The organism is Streptomyces sp. NPDC085866 (assembly GCF_044541035.1).
GTDB lineage: Bacteria > Actinomycetota > Actinomycetes > Streptomycetales > Streptomycetaceae > Streptomyces.
On the sequence record NZ_JBITSQ010000033.1, the window covers coordinates 1 to 17426 of the forward strand.

The 17426-nt window shown below is 70.4% G+C and carries 17 protein-coding genes; 14 read left to right on the forward strand and 3 right to left on the reverse strand.

Annotation, left to right across the window (positions count from 1 at the left end; all coding sequences use genetic code 11):
- Positions 1 to 110 precede the first annotated feature (110 nt).
- The 9 genes from ACIF83_RS45165 to ACIF83_RS45205 all read left to right on the forward strand — a co-directional run bounded on the left by ACIF83_RS45165 (position 111) and on the right by ACIF83_RS45205 (position 7876).
- Positions 111 to 755, forward strand: a complete 645-nt coding sequence (locus ACIF83_RS45165; protein ID WP_393467032.1) for an HAD family hydrolase — start codon at positions 111 to 113, stop codon at positions 753 to 755.
- Between the two features lie 93 nt (positions 756 to 848).
- Positions 849 to 1580: a VC0807 family protein gene (locus ACIF83_RS45170; RefSeq protein ID WP_399736406.1), complete on the forward strand. Its 732-nt coding sequence runs from the start codon at positions 849 to 851 to the stop codon at positions 1578 to 1580.
- Between the two features lie 83 nt (positions 1581 to 1663).
- On the forward strand, positions 1664 to 2872 hold the full coding sequence (locus tag ACIF83_RS45175; RefSeq protein WP_393467036.1) for an MFS transporter: 1209 nt from the start codon (positions 1664 to 1666) through the stop codon (positions 2870 to 2872).
- Positions 2823 to 3995: an acetoin utilization protein AcuC gene (locus ACIF83_RS45180; protein WP_393467039.1), complete on the forward strand. Its 1173-nt coding sequence runs from the start codon at positions 2823 to 2825 to the stop codon at positions 3993 to 3995. The genes ACIF83_RS45175 and ACIF83_RS45180 overlap by 50 nt, the downstream gene beginning before the upstream one ends.
- Before the next feature lie 154 nt (positions 3996 to 4149).
- Positions 4150 to 4965: a phosphatase gene (locus ACIF83_RS45185; protein WP_393467041.1), complete on the forward strand. Its 816-nt coding sequence runs from the start codon at positions 4150 to 4152 to the stop codon at positions 4963 to 4965.
- A gap of 129 nt (positions 4966 to 5094) precedes the next feature.
- Positions 5095 to 5307, forward strand: coding sequence for a helix-turn-helix domain-containing protein (locus ACIF83_RS45190; RefSeq protein WP_159045100.1), 213 nt, complete (start codon positions 5095 to 5097; stop codon positions 5305 to 5307).
- 132 nt (positions 5308 to 5439) lie between these two features.
- On the forward strand, positions 5440 to 5538 hold the full coding sequence (locus tag ACIF83_RS45195) for a 30S ribosomal protein bS22 (RefSeq protein WP_003948845.1): 99 nt from the start codon (positions 5440 to 5442) through the stop codon (positions 5536 to 5538).
- 206 nt (positions 5539 to 5744) lie between these two features.
- Positions 5745 to 6806, forward strand: a complete 1062-nt coding sequence (locus ACIF83_RS45200) for an NAD-dependent epimerase/dehydratase family protein (RefSeq protein WP_393467043.1) — start codon at positions 5745 to 5747, stop codon at positions 6804 to 6806.
- Between the two features lie 14 nt (positions 6807 to 6820).
- The gene (locus tag ACIF83_RS45205; RefSeq protein ID WP_393467046.1) at positions 6821 to 7876 is read left to right on the forward strand and encodes a lysophospholipid acyltransferase family protein; all 1056 of its coding nucleotides are present in this window, start codon (positions 6821 to 6823) and stop codon (positions 7874 to 7876) included.
- 65 nt (positions 7877 to 7941) lie between these two features.
- On the opposite strand, the gene ACIF83_RS45210 is transcribed toward ACIF83_RS45205, so the two are convergent.
- From ACIF83_RS45210 to ACIF83_RS45220, 3 genes are all read right to left on the reverse strand, one after another.
- The gene (locus ACIF83_RS45210; protein ID WP_393467049.1) at positions 7942 to 9171 is read right to left on the reverse strand and encodes a DUF5667 domain-containing protein; all 1230 of its coding nucleotides are present in this window, start codon (positions 9169 to 9171) and stop codon (positions 7942 to 7944) included.
- 246 nt (positions 9172 to 9417) lie between these two features.
- Positions 9418 to 10200 carry an ECF subfamily RNA polymerase sigma factor, BldN family gene (locus ACIF83_RS45215; RefSeq protein WP_145884938.1) on the reverse strand — a complete coding sequence of 261 codons (783 nt, stop codon included), beginning with the start codon at positions 10198 to 10200 and terminating at the stop codon, positions 9418 to 9420.
- Positions 10201 to 10665: 465 nt separating this feature from the next.
- Positions 10666 to 11595 (reverse strand): HAD family hydrolase, encoded by a 930-nt coding sequence (locus tag ACIF83_RS45220; protein ID WP_399736415.1) that lies wholly within the window; start codon positions 11593 to 11595, stop codon positions 10666 to 10668.
- 94 nt (positions 11596 to 11689) lie between these two features.
- Between ACIF83_RS45220 and ACIF83_RS45225 the strand changes: the two genes are divergently transcribed.
- The 5 genes from ACIF83_RS45225 to ACIF83_RS45245 all read left to right on the forward strand — a co-directional run bounded on the left by ACIF83_RS45225 (position 11690) and on the right by ACIF83_RS45245 (position 17386).
- On the forward strand, positions 11690 to 11971 hold the full coding sequence (locus tag ACIF83_RS45225; protein WP_393467055.1) for a glutaredoxin family protein: 282 nt from the start codon (positions 11690 to 11692) through the stop codon (positions 11969 to 11971).
- A gap of 246 nt (positions 11972 to 12217) precedes the next feature.
- The gene (locus ACIF83_RS45230) at positions 12218 to 12991 is read left to right on the forward strand and encodes a redox-sensing transcriptional repressor Rex (protein WP_393467058.1); all 774 of its coding nucleotides are present in this window, start codon (positions 12218 to 12220) and stop codon (positions 12989 to 12991) included.
- Entirely contained in the window at positions 12988 to 14688 is a 1701-nt protein-coding gene (locus ACIF83_RS45235; RefSeq protein ID WP_399736420.1) for a glutamyl-tRNA reductase, read from the forward strand. Before ACIF83_RS45230 ends, ACIF83_RS45235 begins: the two co-directional genes overlap by 4 nt.
- Positions 14685 to 15680, forward strand: a complete 996-nt coding sequence (gene hemC, locus ACIF83_RS45240; protein WP_399736422.1) for a hydroxymethylbilane synthase — start codon at positions 14685 to 14687, stop codon at positions 15678 to 15680. The genes ACIF83_RS45235 and hemC overlap by 4 nt, the downstream gene beginning before the upstream one ends.
- Positions 15677 to 17386 (forward strand): uroporphyrinogen-III synthase, encoded by a 1710-nt coding sequence (locus ACIF83_RS45245; RefSeq protein WP_393467067.1) that lies wholly within the window; start codon positions 15677 to 15679, stop codon positions 17384 to 17386. Before hemC ends, ACIF83_RS45245 begins: the two co-directional genes overlap by 4 nt.
- The last annotated feature ends 40 nt before the right edge of the window (positions 17387 to 17426 follow it).

The window sequence follows — 17426 nt, forward strand, 5'->3', positions numbered from 1 at the left end:
GCAGGGGGGACCCTGTGGGAGAGTAGGACGCCGCCGAACAAATTTTGGGAAAACCCCCGCATCTTCGGATGCGGGGGTTTTCTGCGTTCGAGGTCCTTTAGGGTCGAAGCATGCGCTATGACCTGATCATCTTCGACAACGACGGTGTCCTTGTGGACAGCGAGCCGATCTCCAACCGGCACCTGGCCGCCTATCTGACCGAGTTGGGGCACCCGACGTCGTACGAGGACTCCATCCGGGACTACATGGGGTCGGCGATGCACCGGATTCACGAGCTGGTCCTGGAGCGGACCGGTCAGCGGCTGCCCGAGGACTTCGACGACGTCTTCCATGCGCGGGTGTTCGCCGCTTTCGAGCGGGAGTTGAAGCCTGTGGCCGGCGTCGACGATGTGCTGGAGAAGCTGGTCGCGGACGGGGTGCCGTACTGCGTCGCCTCCTCCGGGAGCCATGAGCGGATCCGGGTGGGGCACCGGACCACCGGACTCGACCGGTGGTTCGAGGAGGAGAGGATCTTCAGTTCGCAGGATGTGGGGCGTGGCAAGCCGGCGCCCGACCTCTTTCTGTACGCGGCCGAGCGGATGGGTGTCGCTCCGGATCGGTGCGCGGTCGTGGAGGACTCTCCGCTGGGCGTGCAGGCGGCCGTGGCGGCCGGGATGGACGTGTACGGGTACACCGCGATGACCCCGGCCGAACGGCTCACGGGAGCGAACCAACTCTTCTCCAGCATGGGGGAGTTGGCTGACCTGCTGGTATGACCCGAGCCATCGGCTCGGTGCTGACATTTGTCATGCGGACGTCCGGACGATCGTTTCTAGTGGCGGACCCCTCCCGGCAGCGAAGCTGAGGGCATGACGAAGAACACGGGGATCCAGGGCCGCGGCGACGACCGGAAGCAGAGCCCGAGCGTGCTCGACAACTTCAAGCCGCTGCTCTTGGACGTGGCGGTGCCGCTCGGCTCGTACTACCTGTTCAAGGACGGCTTCGGGATGAGCACCTTCGCGGCGCTCGCCTGGAGCAGCGTGGTGCCGGCGGTGCGGACCCTCTGGGGCCTGGTGAAGGAGCGGAAGGTGAACGGCCTGGCCGGGCTCATCCTGGTCGTCAACGTCGTCTCGCTGCTGCTGAGCTTCGTCTCCGGCGACCCGCGGCTGATGCTCGCCAAGGACAGCGGGATCAGCAGCACGGTCGCCATCGGGATCCTCATCTCCGTCCGGCTCGGGAAGCCGATGATGACGGCCGGCATGAAGCCCTTCCTGGTGAAGGGGGACGCGGCCAAGGAAGCCGCCTGGGAGCGGCTGATGTCCGGGGCGGTGGCCGGGTCCGCGGCCTTCCGGAGCAAGGAGCGGGCGTTCTCCGTCGTCTGGGGCCTGGCGCTGCTGGCCGAGTGCATCGTGCGGGTCGTGGGTGCGTACACCATCCCCGTGGACACCATGGTGTGGCTCGGCACGGTCATCATGGTCGGAGCGATCGGGATCGCCATGGTGATCTCCGGCGGCCTGGCCGTCGAGCCGATGGAGAAGATGCTGGCCGCAGAAGTCGAGGCCGGCCAGGTCGAGGCGCCCGCGGCCGCCGTCGCCGCCTGACCCTCCGCTCGGAAGAAAGCTGAAGGAAATTCATCTTTGGCTGGATCTACCCACAGGTAGCCCGGGGCCCTACGCTCGCCGCCATGACTGATGTGCTGCGGCGCGGCAGGGCCTCGCTGGCGTTCGGCTTCTTCGCGCAGGGCGCCACGTTCGCGCTGCTGGTGACGCGCATCCCGGCGATCCAGGACCGGTACGGCATCTCCGACGCGCTGCTGCCGGTCTTCCTGGCCGCCGTACCGATCCTCGCCGGGGTCGGCAGCGTGACGACCGAGCAGTTGGTCAAGCGAATACGGCCAAGCCGGCTGCTGCGCTGGTCCCAGCCGGTGGTGCTGCTGGCGCTGCTCGGGGTCGGGGCGGGCGGGGTGATGGCCGAGGTGGGGCTCGCCCTGGCCGCGTTCGGGCTGGCCGTGGGCGCGCTGGACGCATCCATGAACATGCTCGGGGTGAGCCTGCAGCGCACGTACGGGCGCAGCATCATGCTGAGCTTCCACGCCGCCTACAGCCTGGGCGGGATCGTCGGGGCCTCGCTAGCGTGGGTCGGTGCGCACTGGCATCTCGCGTTGTGGGTGTCGTATCTGCCGGTGGTGGCCGTGCTGCTGCCGGCGACGCTGGTGGGGAGCCGGTGGTACGTCGACGGGGATGCGGCGCCCGTGGCGGAGGAACAGGGTGGTGGCACGGTCGTCTTCAAGCTGCTGCTGCCGCTGTGTCTGGTGATGACCTTCGCCTACATCGGGGACTCGACGGTCTCCAACTGGAGCGCGAAGTATCTGAAGGACGTGCTCGGGAGCTCGGAGCAGCTGGCGACGGTGCCGTACAACGTGTACATGGTGACCACGCTGGCGGGGCGGGCCATCGGGGACCTCGGGGTACGGCGGTTCGGGGCGGCCGCGGTCGTACGGCTCGGGGCGCTGGTGGCGGCCGGGGGGTTCGCGGTGGTGTCCGTGGCGCCGGACGCGTGGGTCGGGATGCTCGGGTTCACCCTGCTGGGGCTGGGGCTGTGTGTGCTGGTGCCGCAGACGTTCGCGGCGGCGGGGCGGTTGTTCCCGGGGGCTTCGGATGCGGCGATCGCCCGGCTCAACATCTTCAACTACGTCGGGTTCCTGATCGGTTCGCCGCTCGTGGGGGCGCTCGGGGACGCCTGGAGCTACCGGGGCGCCATGCTGGTGCCGATGGTGTTGGTGCTGGTGACGTTGGTGTACGCCAGGTCGTTCGCGGCTCAACCGGACCGATACGGTGGCGGGCATGAGCGGCCGCGCACAGCTGATGTGGGACGAGGCAGTAACGGGCTATGACTTCGGCCCGGACCATCCGATGGATCCGGTCCGGCTGGAGCTGACCCGGAAACTTGTGGGTGCCTTCGGGCTCGACCGGGAGATGGAGGTCGTCGCGGCGAAACCGGCCGGGGAGTCGACGCTGCGGCTGGTCCACCGGGAGGACTACATCCGTGCCGTGAAGGCCGCGTCGGCGGACCCGGGGTCCGCGCAGGGGGCGTACGGGCTGGGGACGATGGACGATCCCGCCTTCGCCGGGATGCACGAGGTGTCCGCGCTGATCGCGGGGCAGTCGGTGGGGGCCGCTGAGGCGGTGTGGCGGGGGGACGCGCTGCACGCCGTGAACTTCGCGGGTGGGCTGCATCATGCGATGCCCGGCGGTGCGTCGGGGTTCTGTATCTACAACGACGCGTCGCTGGCGATCGCGCGGTTGCTGGAGCTGGGGGCCGAGCGGGTCGCCTATGTCGATGTCGACGTGCATCACGGGGACGGGGTGCAGGCCGCGTTCTGGGAGGATCCGCGGGTTCTGACGATCTCGCTGCACGAGCATCCCCGTACGTTGTTCCCGCAGACCGGGTGGCCGGAGGAGACCGGGGCCGGGGCGGGCGAGGGTGCCGCCGTGAACGTGGCGCTGCCGGCCGGGACCGGGGACGCGGGGTGGGTGCGGGCGTTTCACGCGGTGGTGCCGGAGCTGCTCGCGGAGTTCCGGCCGCAGGTGATCGTTTCCCAGCACGGGGCCGACACGCACTTCGAGGATCCGCTGGCTCATCTTGCCGTGTCGCTGGATGCGCAGCGGGCCGTGCAGGTGGCCTGTCATGAGCTGGCGCATGAGTACGCGGACGGGAAGTGGGTCGCCCTGGGGGGTGGAGGGTACGCGGTGGTGGAGGTCGTGCCGCGGTCCTGGACGCACCTGGTGGGGATTGCCGCTGGGCGGGAGGTTGCTCCAGAGGCGGTGATTCCTGAGGGGTGGCGGCAGGAAGTGTTCGCTCGGACTCGGCAGTTGGCTCCGCAGCGGATGACCGATGGGCGGTGGCCGGTGTCCTTTGCTTCCTGGGAGTCGGGGTACGACCCTGCGGATCGGCTTGATCAGGCTGTGCTGGCCACTCGGCGGGCGGTGTTTCCGATGCGGGGGCTGCTGCCGTGAGCCTCCAGGGCGCTCCGCCCCCTGGATCCCCGCTTCCCGCCCGCCCGTCTCGGTGAGTCGAAAGGGCGCCGAACAAGCATCCCGTTACGCCAACCGTGCGGTGTTCCCCCGTTTCCGTCCCGCCTTCACCCCCCAATGAGTCACCATCGCACCCGTGTTGACCGCCGATGCCCTCCGCGCGCATCTGCTGGCTGTCCGGATGGCCGGGGAGGTGGGCACCTCTCGGGAGGACAGTCTTCGTAGTTATCGGCTCTTCGCTGCCCGGGATCCGCGGGTGTTGATCGGGATCGATCCCGAACGGGTCTGGGGGCCGGGGGATTTGCTGGCTCTGATGGCCGAGAAGTGTGGGGTCTCGGCCGATCCCCGGCATACGTCCGGACCGGATGTGATCGATCCGGAGCGGACTCTCGCCGCGTTGGACGCCTTCGCCGAGCGGGTCCGGAGCGTGGCCGGGCGGGGTGCGCCGGTGCTGCTCGGGACCGGGCATCCGCATCGGCTGCTCGGGTTCTACGGCGGCTTGGCGGACGCTCTGTCGGCGGTGGGGTGTGAGGTGCTCACCCCGGCGCAGGGTCACTGTGTCGACATATTGACCCGGTTCGGTCTACGCACGTACCTCCTGGACTACGTACGAGGTGTTGCCTTGGTGCGGGAACCGGAGGGCGAGCGCCCCGGTTGTGAGCCGGGCGTCCACTGCCATTCACCGCTGCCGGTTCGGGTCGCCCTGGCGGCCGCCGCCGACGCCGGCGGGCCGCTGCCCGAGCTGGTGATCGGTGACCACGGCTGGGTCTGCGGAGCAGGTCAGCTGGGGTTTGAGGCTATTGGTCTCGCGGATACGGATGACCCTGCGCTCTTTGTGGGGGAGGCGGAGGGGGTCGTGTCCGTCGCCGTTCCGGTTGATGACGCTGTGCGGTCTGATTACTACTCGCCGCTTACCCGCTACGTACTCAATCGAGCGTGTCTGTCACAGTAGGCCGCCGATGGGTGCACCTCTTCCCCACTCGCATCACCCGCCCCTACATTGGGGAGTGAGCACGCAACGACGAAGAGTCACCGGAAGGGGAAGCCGGTGGCCGTCGAGTGCGGAAGGTTCAGGTGTGTCATGGCTGCAGCTGGCGAGAGGCCTCTGAACGAGGTTCAGTTCCTTACCGTGGCGGAGGTCGCCTCGGTGATGCGAGTGTCGAAGATGACCGTGTACCGGCTGGTGCACAGCGGTCATCTGCCCGCGATCCGGGTGGGGCGGTCCTTCCGCGTCCCGGAGCAAGCGGTACACGAGTACCTTCGCGAGAGTTATGTGGGGGTGGAGACGGTCTGACGACGCTTCCGGTAACCCCGGAAGACTCCTCGATTACGACCTCAGCGCTCGGGCGGGTAGGCTGGCCCCTCGTAGGTCGTATGGGCCCATGGCGCCCAAACACCGAGTGATGAGAAGTGAGCGAGGGTAGTCGTGGGCTCTGTTATCAAGAAGCGGCGCAAGCGGATGGCCAAGAAGAAGCACCGCAAGCTGCTCAAGCGCACGCGCGTTCAGCGCCGCAACAAGAAGTAAGCGGCGCCGCGAGAGCGTGTTCCTGTGGCCTCCCGTCCGTAAGGGCGGGGGGCCACAGTCGTGTCCGGGGGTACTCGGTGCAGGGGTGCTCGGCATATTCCGATTAGGGAATTTCCGTCACCTCATGCATCGGGTGGTCATCACAGCGCAACATCGACCCGCTAGGTTGGCCGCACACGGGTAACGCGGGAAGGAAGGCGCTGATCTTGGGGAAGGTCGTGCTCGTCACCGGAGTGGCCCGGCAGCTGGGCGGCCGGTTCGTGCGGCGGATCCAGCGGGACCCCGAGGTGGATCGGGTGATCGCCGTGGACGCGGTGCCGCCGGCGCACCATCTGGGTGGGGCCGACTTCGTCCAGGCTGACATCAGGCAGCCCACCATCGCCCGGGTGCTCGCCGAGACGGGCGCCGACACGGTCGTCCACATGGACGTGACCGGCACCGCGCTGGGCGGCGGCAGCCGGGCCACGGTCAAGGAGACCAACGTCATCGGCACCATGCAGCTGCTGGGCGCCTGTCAGAAGTCGCCGACCGTGCAGCGGCTGGTGGTGAAGTCCAGTACGAACGTGTACGGGTCCGCCCCGCGAGATCCGGCCGTTTTCACCGAGACGATGCCGCCCAAGTCGCTGCCGAGCGGCGGGTTCGCGAAGGACGCGGTGGAGGTCGAGGGGTATGTGCGCGGGTTCGCGCGGCGACGGCCGGACGTCGCCGTGTGCGTGCTGCGCTTCGCCAACATCCTCGGGCCGACCGCGGACACCCCGCTCGCCTCGTACTTCGCGCTGCCGGTCCTGCCGACCGTGTTCGGCTACGACCCGCGGCTGCAGTTCGTGCACGAGGACGACGTCATCGAGGTGCTGCGGATCGCCTCCCACGAGCCGCGCCGGGGCACCCTGAACAGCGGCACCTTCAACATCGCCGGCGACGGCGTACTGCTGCTCTCGCAGTGCTCGCGACGGCTCGGACGGCCCATCATGCCGCTGCTGCTGCCGGCGGTCACCTGGGCCGGTTCCCTGGTGCGTACGCTGGGCATGACGGACTTCTCGCCGGAGCAGATCCGGTTGCTCACCCACGGCCGGGTGGTGGCCACGGACCAGATGCGCGAGACGCTGGGCTTCCGGCCCAAGTACACGACGGCGGAGACGTTCGCGGACTTCGCGCGCAGCCAGGGACCCGGGCTGCTGCCGCCGGAGGCCCTCGCGGGGGCCGTCGACCGGATCGCCGCGCTTGCCGCGAAGGGCAGCGGGCACCTTCCGACGCAGAGCGCCAACTGAGGAGCGCAGCAACGATGGCGGACGCCAAGGTCATTCCGTTCGACGACGACCGGTCCCGCGGGAGCGCCGCCCAGCGGCCCTCGCGGCGCCGGAGCGCGGGCAGCAGGCGCGGCGCGGCCGGCGAGCCCGCGCCGGTCCGGGAGGTCCAGCCCCTGCCCACCAGGGCCGCTGAGCAGGATGATGTCTCTGTGACCAGGGAGGAACAGCCGCCTGCCGGGCCGGGGCACGACGGTGGGCTCGAACGCCGCATCGCGAGCGGCCTGGCCTTCCTGCGTCGCCGGCTCACCGGGGACTACGAGGTCGACGACTTCGGTTACGACGAGGAGCTGACCGACCAGGTCCTGATGTCGCTGCTGCGGCCGGTGTACGAGAAGTACTTCCGGGTCGAGGTGAAGGGCATCGAGAACATCCCGGCCGAGGGCGGGGCGCTGATCGTCGCCAACCACTCCGGGACGCTGCCGCTCGACGGTCTGATGATGCAGGTCGCCGTGCACGACAACCACCCGGCGGACCGCCATCTACGGCTCCTGGCGGCGGACCTGGTCTTCGTCCTCCCGGTGGTCAACGAACTCGCCCGCAAGCTGGGGCACACCCTCGCCTGCGCCGAGGACGCCGAACGGCTGCTGGGGCAGGGGGAGCTGGTCGGGGTGATGCCGGAGGGCTTCAAGGGCATCGGGAAGCCGTTCGGCGAGCGGTACAAGCTGCAGCGGTTCGGCCGGGGCGGTTTCGTCTCCACGGCGCTGCGGCAGGGCGCGCCGATCATCCCGTGCTCGATCGTCGGGGCCGAGGAGATCTACCCGATGATCGGCAACTCCAAGACGCTCGCCCGAGTGCTGGGCTTCCCGTACTTCCCGCTGACGCCGACGTTCCCGTGGCTGGGGCCGCTCGGGGCGATCCCGCTGCCGACCAAGTGGACGATCCAGTTCGGCGAGCCGATCGCGACGGACGGCTATCCGCCGGAGGCGGCCGAGGACCCGATGCTGATGTTCAACCTGACCGACCAGGTCAGGGAGCAGATCCAGCACACGCTCTACAAGTTGCTGGTGCAGCGGCGGTCGGTGTTCTTCTGAGAGGTACGGCAACGGGGGCGCCCCTGCTCGGAAAGGGGCGCCCCCGTTGCCGTGTTCCTGTGGGGCTAGTTCGCGTCCTCGCCGTCGATGCCCAGGCCGGGCAGCAGGCCCGGGAGGAGCGGCGGGAGGGTGACGTCCGGCTCGGTCAGCGGCGGTTTGGTGGTGGACGGGGTGCCGCCGTCGTTGCCGATCTTCGGCGGGTCGAGCAGGCCGCCCGTGTCGCCTCCGATCAGGCCGCCTCCGCTGTCTCCCGTGGCGGAGCCGCTGGGGCTGCCGGAGCCGCCCGTGTGCTTGCCGGAGGAGGGGGTGTCGCCGGAGCTGGGTGCGGTCGCGCGTTGGGTGCGGGAGGTGCCGGTGGACGCCGAGCCGGAGCCCTGCCGTGTTCCCCCGCCGGTCTGGGCGGGCGGCTGCGGGAGCAGGGACTGCAGCGGGGCGACCTCTTCGTCTATGGCGTCGAACACCGACGACACCTGCTGTTTCACGTCTCCCAGCTGCACGGGCAGCTTGTCGCTGAGCAGGCTCCAGGCCTCGCGGTGCGACCGGGAGAAGGTGTCCAGGGCCTGGATGGGGCCCAGGGAGCCGGGGTCGCGCTCATAGGCGGCGTGCAGCAGGCGGTGGCCTTCGGTCACGTCGTGCTGCATGCCGGACAGGGTGCGGCGGATCTCGCCGATGGACTCGTGGTCGAGGTGACCGCTGCGGCCACGCTCCATCAGCCGACGGGCCTCGCTCAGCCGGGTGGAGGCCTGGTCGAGGTAGGTCTGGCCGCGCTCGTCGTCTCCGTCGCTCAGGTAGTTGAGTTTGATGTCCTCGATGCCGCGCTTGAGGCCGTACAGCGAGTCGCCGGGCAGCGCATCGGAACTCGCGGCGGCGACCCCGCCGAAGGCTCCGGCGGCCACGCCGACGCTGAGCCCGCCCGCGGCGAGCCCCTTGGTCAGCCTCGAACGCGGGCGCAGCTTGCCCAGCGGGCTCGCCCGGTGCGCCCCCCGGCCGCGGCTGCGCTGCTCGGGCACCGCCGCACCCGCCGCCCCGGTCCCCTCTTGGAGCATGGCCTCCATCGCGGCCACCAGCTGGGCGCGCTGGACGACCTTGACCTCGGGGTCGAGCTGCGGCCTGGGCAACGCGCCGAGGCCCGCCGCGAGGGCCAACAACTCGCCCTGTGCGGTCCCTTCCTCAGCGGTCGGCGGCGGATCCGCCGCCGCTGCGGGCTGCTCGGCCGCCGTGTCCCGGTCGGACTGCTCCTCCAGGGCATGGGCGAAGGCGTTCGCCCGCCGGTGGGCCGATACGTTCGCGATCACTGGCGGCACCTCCTCTCGTCATCACCGTCGACTCCCCAGGGGGTCCTGAGGGTTGCACGCCCACGACGACTTCCACACGATCGAGCGATCAGGGTCGGCCAGGACGTGACCACAGGGAGCCTGTATCCCGCACAACGAGCGGCTCGGCACTTGGGTTACGGACGGCGGATGATCGGGTCAGATTGGCAACGGGCGTTCACGGAAAGTGAGTTGAACGCCGCCCACCGTTGCCCTGAGTGGCGGACGTCAGCGGGCGTCGTCCGGCAGGAGCCGGGCGAGGGTGCGCACGGCCCGGTACTGGAGGGTCTTGATGGCGCCCTCGTTCTTGCCCATCACACGGGCGGTCTCGGCGACCGAGAGGCCCTGGAGGAAGCGGAGCGTCACGCACTCCTGCTGCTGGGGGTTGAGCCGGCGTACGGCGTCGAGGAGCGCGGCGTTGGAGAGGGACTCCAGGACGGAGTCCTCCGGGGAGCGCTCGACCTCGTTGGCGTCGAGCATCTCGCCGGTGGTGACCTCCAGGCGGAACCGGCTGGACTTGAAGTGGTCCGCCACGAGGTTCCGGGCGATCGTCACCAGCCAGGCGCCGAAGTCGCGGCCCTGCCAGGTGAAGGTGCCGATCCTCCGGAGCGCCCGCAGAAAGGTCTCACTGGTGAGGTCCTCGGCGGTCGCCTTGCCGCCCACCCGGTAGTAGATGTACCGGTACACCGTGTCGCTGTACTGGTCGTAGAGCCGTCCGAAGGCCTCGGCCTCGCCGGACTGGGCGCGCTCCACGAGGTCCATCATCCGGGCGCTGTCGCTGTCGGCGGCCGGCCGGCGGGCGGTCGTGGCGCCGGACGTGCGGCCGCGTCTGCCGACCGCTGCGCTGCCTTCGGCCAGTGCGTAGCACGGGCCCACGGGTGCTGCGGCGGTGGCGAAGGCGGGGACGGCGTACGCGGTGGGGACCAGGCCGCGCAGCGTCTCTTTGACCGCCGCGACTGATGCGCGCAGCGTAGCCAGGCCCGAGGCGTCAACCCCGACGTGTGGGTACACGGGACTCCCAGAGGCAGAGCTTCCATCACGTGCAGTACGGGACCGTTCACCCGTCGTAGCGACGGAGAGGTACCGGTTTGCGTCTGAGGAGAATAACGCTTCGTGCAGGCACTGCTACACCGAGTTGCTCAAATCGTCGATTGCGTCGCTTCTGTAACCGATTGATGCCCCTTCAAGTACCCCAGGGTGATCGGTTGTTGATCGGAAAAGGATGGGTTTCGGCGAAGTGGGGGGCGTGTTGGGGAAAGGCGGGCATAATCCGGCGGCAGACGACACGATTCGGCCCCCATGGGCACATGACAAGTGGCCCGGCGTTGCGGCCGGGCGCGGCGAGGGGTGCCCCGAAGGGGCGCGGGGCTGTATCGACGTGCGGCTCCGCCGCGTGGGCGCGACCGGCCACGACGGGTCGGCAGCAGGGAGACGGCCCGCGGCTCTACGGCGAGCACCCGCTGATCATGCGCGGAACTATCGGCGACGCCGGCTCAGCGCGATCGCTGCTGCGGTGCCACCGGCAACCGCTCCGACGCCCGCTGCCGCCGGAATGCCGACCTTCGCCGCCTTGCGGCCCGTGCGGTAGTCGCGCAGGCGCCAGTCCTTTTCGCGGGCGTGTTTACGAAGTTTGGTGTCGGGGTTGATCGCGTAGGGGTGGCCGACCAGGGACAGCATGGGGATGTCGTTGTGGCTGTCGCTGTAGGCGGCGCAGCGGGACAGGTGGAGGCCCTCCGCCGTGGCCAGCGCCCGTACGGCTTCCGCCTTGGCCGGGCCGTGCAGCGGTTCGCCCACCAGTTTGCCCGTGTAGACGCCGTCGACCGACTCCGCCACCGTGCCGAGCGCGCCCGTCAGGCCGAGGCGGCGGGCGATGACCTGGGCGATCTCGACGGGGGCCGCCGTGACCAGCCACACCTTCTGGCCCGCGTCCAGGTGGGCCTGGGCGAGGGCCCGGGTGCCCGGCCAGATGCGGTCGGCCATGTACTCGTCGTAGATCTCCTCGCCGATCGTCTCCAGTTCGGCGACGCGGTGGCCCTTGACGATGGAGAGAGCGGAGTCGCGGGCGTCCTGCATGTGCTCGGGGTCCTCGACGCCGGCCAGCCGGAACCAGGCCTGCTGCCAGGCGAACTTGGCCAGGTCGCGGGTCTCGAAGAACTTCCGCTTGTACAGACCCCGTCCGAAGTGGAACAGCGCGGCGCCCTGCATCACCGTGTTGTCGAGGTCGAAGAAGGCGGCGGCCCGGTCGTCGCCGATCACCGGGAACTCCGGTTCCCGCTCGGCGGCCTGTGTGGCCTCCTGCGCTTCCAGCGAGGACTTGCGGGCGGCCTCCGCCGAGGCCTCGCCTGCCAACACGCTCCGCGCCGTGGCGGAGCGCCTACGGGGAGTGAGCCATCCGAGAGCGGCCATGGCGTGAGCATAGCCAGTTTGTTCGGTGGTTCCGGAGTCGAGAGGTTGGAAGGGTGTGAACTCTCCGCGTCCGCGTCGTTAAAGAAGCGCGAGAATGGCCGACATGAGTCCCCTCTTCCGGCGTAAGGCCGCCCCGCAGGAGCGATTGGTCACGCTCATCCGCAAGCCCGGCTGCCACCTGTGCGACGACGCACAGGCGGTGATCGAGAAGGTCTGCGGCGAACTCGGCGTCCCCTGGGAACAGAAGGACATCACCCGGGACCAGCAGCTCCACGACCAGTACTGGGAGCAGATCCCCGTCGTCCTCGTCGACGGTCGGCAGCACACCTTCTGGCGGGTGGACGAAGGTCGTCTCCGCAAGGAACTGACCGAGTAGTACAAGACTGCGCCGAACGTCCCTTAGGATCGACGGCGGTTTGGTCTCGGGGGCGGGATTCACGAGGAGTGTGTCGGTTTTGCCCCCAGGAAGGGCCCAGGGATGACGCGCGTGACCCCGGTCACGTTGGCCGGGCAAATCGGACACCATCTTTGTGCACGCGTTCACAAAGACATAGCCTGCTGTCGACGGGGCGGTCTGGGGACGTATGACCGCCTGCAGCCCCGCTCAACCCGCAGGAGCACCGTGGCAACTGGCCGAACACACCGACCGGCGACCCGTAGCCGAGGGATTCCCGAGGCCACCGTCGCTCGGCTTCCGCTGTACCTCCGCGCCCTGACCGCACTGTCGGAGCGCTCGGTACCCACGGTCTCCTCCGAGGAACTGGCCGCGGCGGCGGGGGTCAACTCCGCCAAGCTGCGCAAGGACTTCTCGTACCTGGGCTCCTACGGAACGCGCGGTGTCGGCTACGACGTGGAGTATCTCGTCTACCAGATCTCCCGCGAACTCGGCCTGACCCAGGACTGGCCGGTTGTCATCGTCGGTATCGGTAACCTCGGCGCCGCCCTGGCCAACTACGGCGGCTTCGCCTCCCGTGGCTTCCGGGTCGCCGCGCTGATCGACGCCGACCCGGCGATGGCCGGAAAGCCGGTCGCGGGCATCCCCGTCCAGCACACCGACGACCTCGAGAAGATCATCAAGGACAACGGGGTCTCCATCGGTGTCATCGCCACCCCGGCCGGTGCCGCCCAGCCGGTCTGCGACCGGCTCGTGGCCGCCGGGGTGACCTCCATCCTGAACTTCGCGCCGACCGTGCTGTCCGTCCCGGAGGGCGTCGACGTGCGCAAGGTCGACCTCTCCATCGAGCTGCAGATCCTCGCCTTCCACGAGCAGCGCAAGGCCGGCGAGGAGACCGCCGAGGGCGGCCCGCTGCCCGCGGCCGCTCCCCACGGCGCAGCCGCCGACGACTCCGCCGACCAGGGACCCGACGGGGACGTACCCGCCGTGATGCCGGCATGAGTCTCCTCGTCGTGGGCCTGAGCCACCGCAGCGCCCCGGTCAGCGTGCTGGAGCGGGCCGCGCTGAGCACGGACGCCCAGGTCAAGCTGCTCCAGGACACGGTCGCCGCCGAGCCGGCCACCGAGGCCGCGGTGCTCGCCACCTGCAACCGCATCGAGCTGTACGCCGACGTGGACAAGTTCCACGCCGGTGTCGCCGAGCTGTCCACGCTGCTCGCCCAGCACAGCGGGGTCGGCCTCGAGGAGCTGACGCCGTATCTCTACGTGCACTACGAGGACCGGGCCGTCCACCATCAGTTCTCGGTGGCCTGCGGTCTGGACTCGATGGTCGTCGGCGAGGGGCAGATCCTCGGGCAGATCAAGGACTCCCTGGCCCGCGCCCAGGAGCTGCACACCGCCGGCAAGCTGCTGAACGACCTGTTCCAGCAGTCCCTGCGGGTCGGCAAGCGGGCCCACTCCGAGACCGGCATCGACCGGGCCGGCCAGTCGCTGGTCACCTTCGGCCTGGAGCAACTGGCCGCGGGCGGGGACGTCCGGGAATGGGCCGCGGGCCGCCGGGCCCTGGTCATAGGTGCCGGGTCGATGTCGTCCCTGGCCGCCGCCACGCTCGCGCGTGCCGGGGTGGCCGAGGTCGTCGTCGCCAACCGCACCCTCGAGCGCGCCGAGCGCCTCGCACAGATCCTCACCGAGGCCGACGACACGGCGGTGACGGCCCGCGCGGTACGGATGGACGCCGTGCCGGGCGAGCTGACACGTGCCGACGTCGTCGTCTCCTGCACCGGCGCCACGGGCCTGGTCCTGACGGCCGAGGCGGTCGCGCAGGCGGTCGAGGGCCGCACCGGGCAGCCCGCGGCCGACCTCGCCGACGGCGCTCGTACGACCGTGAGGGCCGCGCTGCCGGCCACCGGCGTCGGCACCGAGGAGAACTGCCCGCTTGACCTGGCCGCCGTGCAGGGCGCCACCGGCTTCTCCGTGCTCGGCGAGGCCGCCGTGGCGGGCATGGACGCGGCCACCCTGGAGCAGCACGCGGCCTGGGTCGACAACGGCACGGTGGACCGGCGAGAGGCTGCCCGGCGCGGCCCCGAGGCCGACGCCGAGCTGATCACCGCGCTCGCCGCGACGGCCGCGACCGTCGGCCGCATCCCCGAGCGCCGCAAGCCGGAACCGGCCGCCGTGATCCCGCGCCCGGCCCCGGCCGTGTTCCTCCTCGACCTCGCCATGCCCCGCGACATCGACGCGGCCGTGCACCGGCTGGCCGGGGTGCGGCTGGTGGACATCGAGTCCCTCGCCGAGGCCTCCGCGGACGCTCCGATGGCGGCCGACGTGGACCAGGTCCGGCGTATCGTCTCCGACGAGGTCGCGGCCTTCGGCGCGGCACAGCGGGCGGCGCACATCACGCCGACCGTCGTCGCGCTGCGCACCATGGCCGCCGACGTCGTCGCCGGTGAGATCGCGCGGCTCGACGGCCGCCTGCCCGACCTGGACGAACGCCAGCGCGGCGAGATCCGGCAGGCCGTGCACCGGGTCGTCGACAAGCTGCTGCACGCGCCGACCGTACGGGTCAAGCAGCTCGCGGCCGAGCCCGGCGGCGCCGGGTACGCGGACGCGCTGCGCACCTTGTTCGACCTCGACCCCGAGACGGTGGCCGCCGTCTCCCGGGCCGAGGACAGCACAGACAAGAAGGACCGACCGGCATGACTGAGAAGGCACTGAGACTGGGGACGAGGCGGAGCAAGCTCGCCATGGCCCAGTCCGGGCAGGTGGCGGAGGCCGTGAGCCGGGTGACCGGCCGGCCCGTCGAGCTGGTCGAGATCACCACGTACGGCGACGTCACCCGCGAGGCGCTCGCGCAGATCGGCGGCACCGGTGTGTTCGTCACGGCGCTGCGCGACGCGCTGCTGAAGGGCGAGGTGGACTTCGCGGTTCATTCGCTCAAGGACCTGCCGACCACGCAGCCCGACGAGCTGGTCCTGGCCGCGATCCCCGAGCGCGAGGACCCGCGGGACGTGATCATCGCCCGGGACGCGCTGAAGTTCACGGACCTCCCGCGGGGCGCCCGCATCGGTACCGGCTCCCCCCGCCGTATGGCGCAGCTGAACGCGTACGCGCGCGCCCACGGCCTGGACATCGAGACGGTCGCGATCCGCGGCAACGTCGACACGCGGATCGGATACGTCCGCGACGGCGAGCTGGACGCCGTCGTACTGGCCGCCGCCGGACTGAACCGGATCGGCCGGATCGACGAGGTCACCGACTTCCTGTCGGTCGACACGGTTTTGCCCGCCCCCGGCCAGGGGGCCCTGGCGATCGAGTGTGCCGCGGACAACGCGGACCTGATCGCGGCGCTCGGCGAACTCGACGACCCGTTCACACGGGTCGCCGTGACCGCCGAACGGTCACTGCTCGCCGCCCTGGAGGCCGGCTGCAGCGCCCCTGTGGGCGCGCTGGCCGACCTTCCCCCACTCTCGGCTCCGCTCGAGCGGGGGGACCTCCAGGCCGACGGGCAGATTGTCAAGGAAATGCGCCTGCGCGGCGTCGTCGGCACGACCGACGGCACCCGCATGGTGCAGCTGTCCACCACCGGTCCCGTGCCCCAGACGGATGACCAGGCGATGGCACTCGGTCGCGAACTCGCCACCGAGATGCTCGCCCAGGGCGCGGCCGGTCTGATGGGGGAGCGAGCACAGTGAGCCCCACCACCCTTCCCGCCGGTCCGGAACACGGGCACGTCACCTTCCTCGGTGCCGGACCCGGGGATCCGGGACTGCTGACTCTGCGCGCAGTGGAGGCACTGTCGAACGCGGACGTCCTGATCGCCGAGCACGAGGTGCTCGACGTGATCCGGACGCACGCCCGGCAGGGCGTCTCCGTGGTGCGAACGGACGGGGATTCCTCCTCGATGTCGCCGCCGGGCGCGGGCACGCCGCAACTCACGGTCGTTGACGGCGCGTCAACAACCGCTGCGGTCCCGTCTCCTGCCCGGGATGCCGCTCATCTTGTCATGGAGGCCGCGCGGAGCGGCAGGCGGGTCGTCCGTGCGGTGTCCGGGGACCCGGGACTTGATACGTACGCGGCCGAGGAAATGCTCGCCTGCGCCGCCGCCGGTGTGCCCTTCGAGGTCGTACCGGGTGTGGCGGCCGCGGTCGGCGTGCCCGCGTACGCCGGTGTGCCGCTGCGGGACGCGCAGGGCGCGGACGTCCGGTTCGTGGACGCCCGTACCGCCTCCGACCGGTGCTGGACGGAAGTGGGCGCCTCCGACGGCACGGTGGTCGTGTCGGTGACGCTGGACGCGGTGGCTGCGGCCGCCGGCGAGCTGGTGTCGGCGGGCCGCAAGCCGGACACCCCGATGTCGGTCACGATCGCCGGTACGACGACCCGCCAGCGGACCTGGACGGCGACGCTCGGCACCATCGCGCAGACGCTGAAGCAGGCGAAGGTGCTGCCCTCGCCGGACGGCGGCCGGCCGGTGATAGCCGTGGTCGGCGAGCGTTCCGCCGCCGCCCAGCGCGACCAGCTGTCGTGGTTCGAGTCCAAGCCGCTGTTCGGCTGGAAGGTGCTCGTGCCGCGCACGAAGGAGCAGGCGGCGTCGCTCTCCGACCAGCTGCGGTCCTACGGCGCCGTGCCGCACGAGGTGCCGACGATCGCCGTCGAGCCGCCGCGGACGCCCCAGCAGATGGAGCGGGCCGTGAAGGGGCTCGTCACCGGGCGGTACGAGTGGATCGCCTTCACCTCGGTGAACGCGGTCAAGGCCGTGCGGGAGAAGTTCGAGGAGTACGGGCTCGATGCCCGGGCCTTCGCGGGCATCAAGGTGGCCGCGGTGGGTGAGCAGACGGCCAAGGCGCTGGTCGACTTCGGTGTGAAGCCGGATCTGGTGCCTTCGGGTGAGCAGTCGGCCGCGGGTCTGCTGGAGGACTGGCCGCCGTACGACCCGGTCTTCGACCCGATCGACCGCGTCTTCCTGCCCCGTGCCGACATCGCCACCGAGACCCTGGTCGCCGGGCTCATCGAGCTGGGCTGGGAGGTCGACGACGTCACGGCCTACCGGACCGTGCGGGCCTCGCCGCCGCCGGCGGAGACGCGGGAGGCGATCAAGGGGGGTGGCTTCGACGCCGTTCTCTTCACGTCGTCCTCGACTGTCCGGAACCTGGTGGGTATCGCGGGCAAGCCGCACAACGTGACCGTGATCGCGTGCATCGGTCCGGCTACGGCGAAGACCGCTGAGGAGCACGGACTGCGGGTCGATGTCATGGCACCGGAGCCGTCCGTGCTGAAGCTGGCGGAGGCGCTGGCGGACTTCGGCCTGAAGCGGAGGGCTGCCGCCCTGGAGGCGGGGGATCCGGTGACCCGGCCGAGCGAGCGGCGGCCCGGGGCTCGTAGGCGCCGTACGACGACCTGAGGTACCTGAGAAGCGCGCGGCCTGCCACAGGCCGCGCGCT

Excerpts from the sequence above, each read along its gene's own strand:
- ACIF83_RS45165 (WP_393467032.1), top strand. The coding sequence starts at position 111 with ATGCGCTATGACCTGATCATCTTCGACAACGACGGTGTCCTTGTGGAC.
- ACIF83_RS45170 (WP_399736406.1), top strand. The coding sequence starts at position 849 with ATGACGAAGAACACGGGGATCCAGGGCCGCGGCGACGACCGGAAGCAG.
- ACIF83_RS45175 (WP_393467036.1), top strand. The coding sequence starts at position 1,664 with ATGACTGATGTGCTGCGGCGCGGCAGGGCCTCGCTGGCGTTCGGCTTC.
- ACIF83_RS45180 (WP_393467039.1), top strand. The coding sequence starts at position 2,823 with ATGAGCGGCCGCGCACAGCTGATGTGGGACGAGGCAGTAACGGGCTAT.
- ACIF83_RS45190 (WP_159045100.1), top strand. The coding sequence starts at position 5,095 with ATGGCTGCAGCTGGCGAGAGGCCTCTGAACGAGGTTCAGTTCCTTACC.
- ACIF83_RS45205 (WP_393467046.1), top strand. The coding sequence starts at position 6,821 with ATGGCGGACGCCAAGGTCATTCCGTTCGACGACGACCGGTCCCGCGGG.
- ACIF83_RS45220 (WP_399736415.1), bottom strand. The coding sequence starts at position 11,595 with ATGGCCGCTCTCGGATGGCTCACTCCCCGTAGGCGCTCCGCCACGGCG.
- ACIF83_RS45225 (WP_393467055.1), top strand. The coding sequence starts at position 11,690 with ATGGCCGACATGAGTCCCCTCTTCCGGCGTAAGGCCGCCCCGCAGGAG.
- ACIF83_RS45235 (WP_399736420.1), top strand. The coding sequence starts at position 12,988 with ATGAGTCTCCTCGTCGTGGGCCTGAGCCACCGCAGCGCCCCGGTCAGC.
- hemC (WP_399736422.1), top strand. The coding sequence starts at position 14,685 with ATGACTGAGAAGGCACTGAGACTGGGGACGAGGCGGAGCAAGCTCGCC.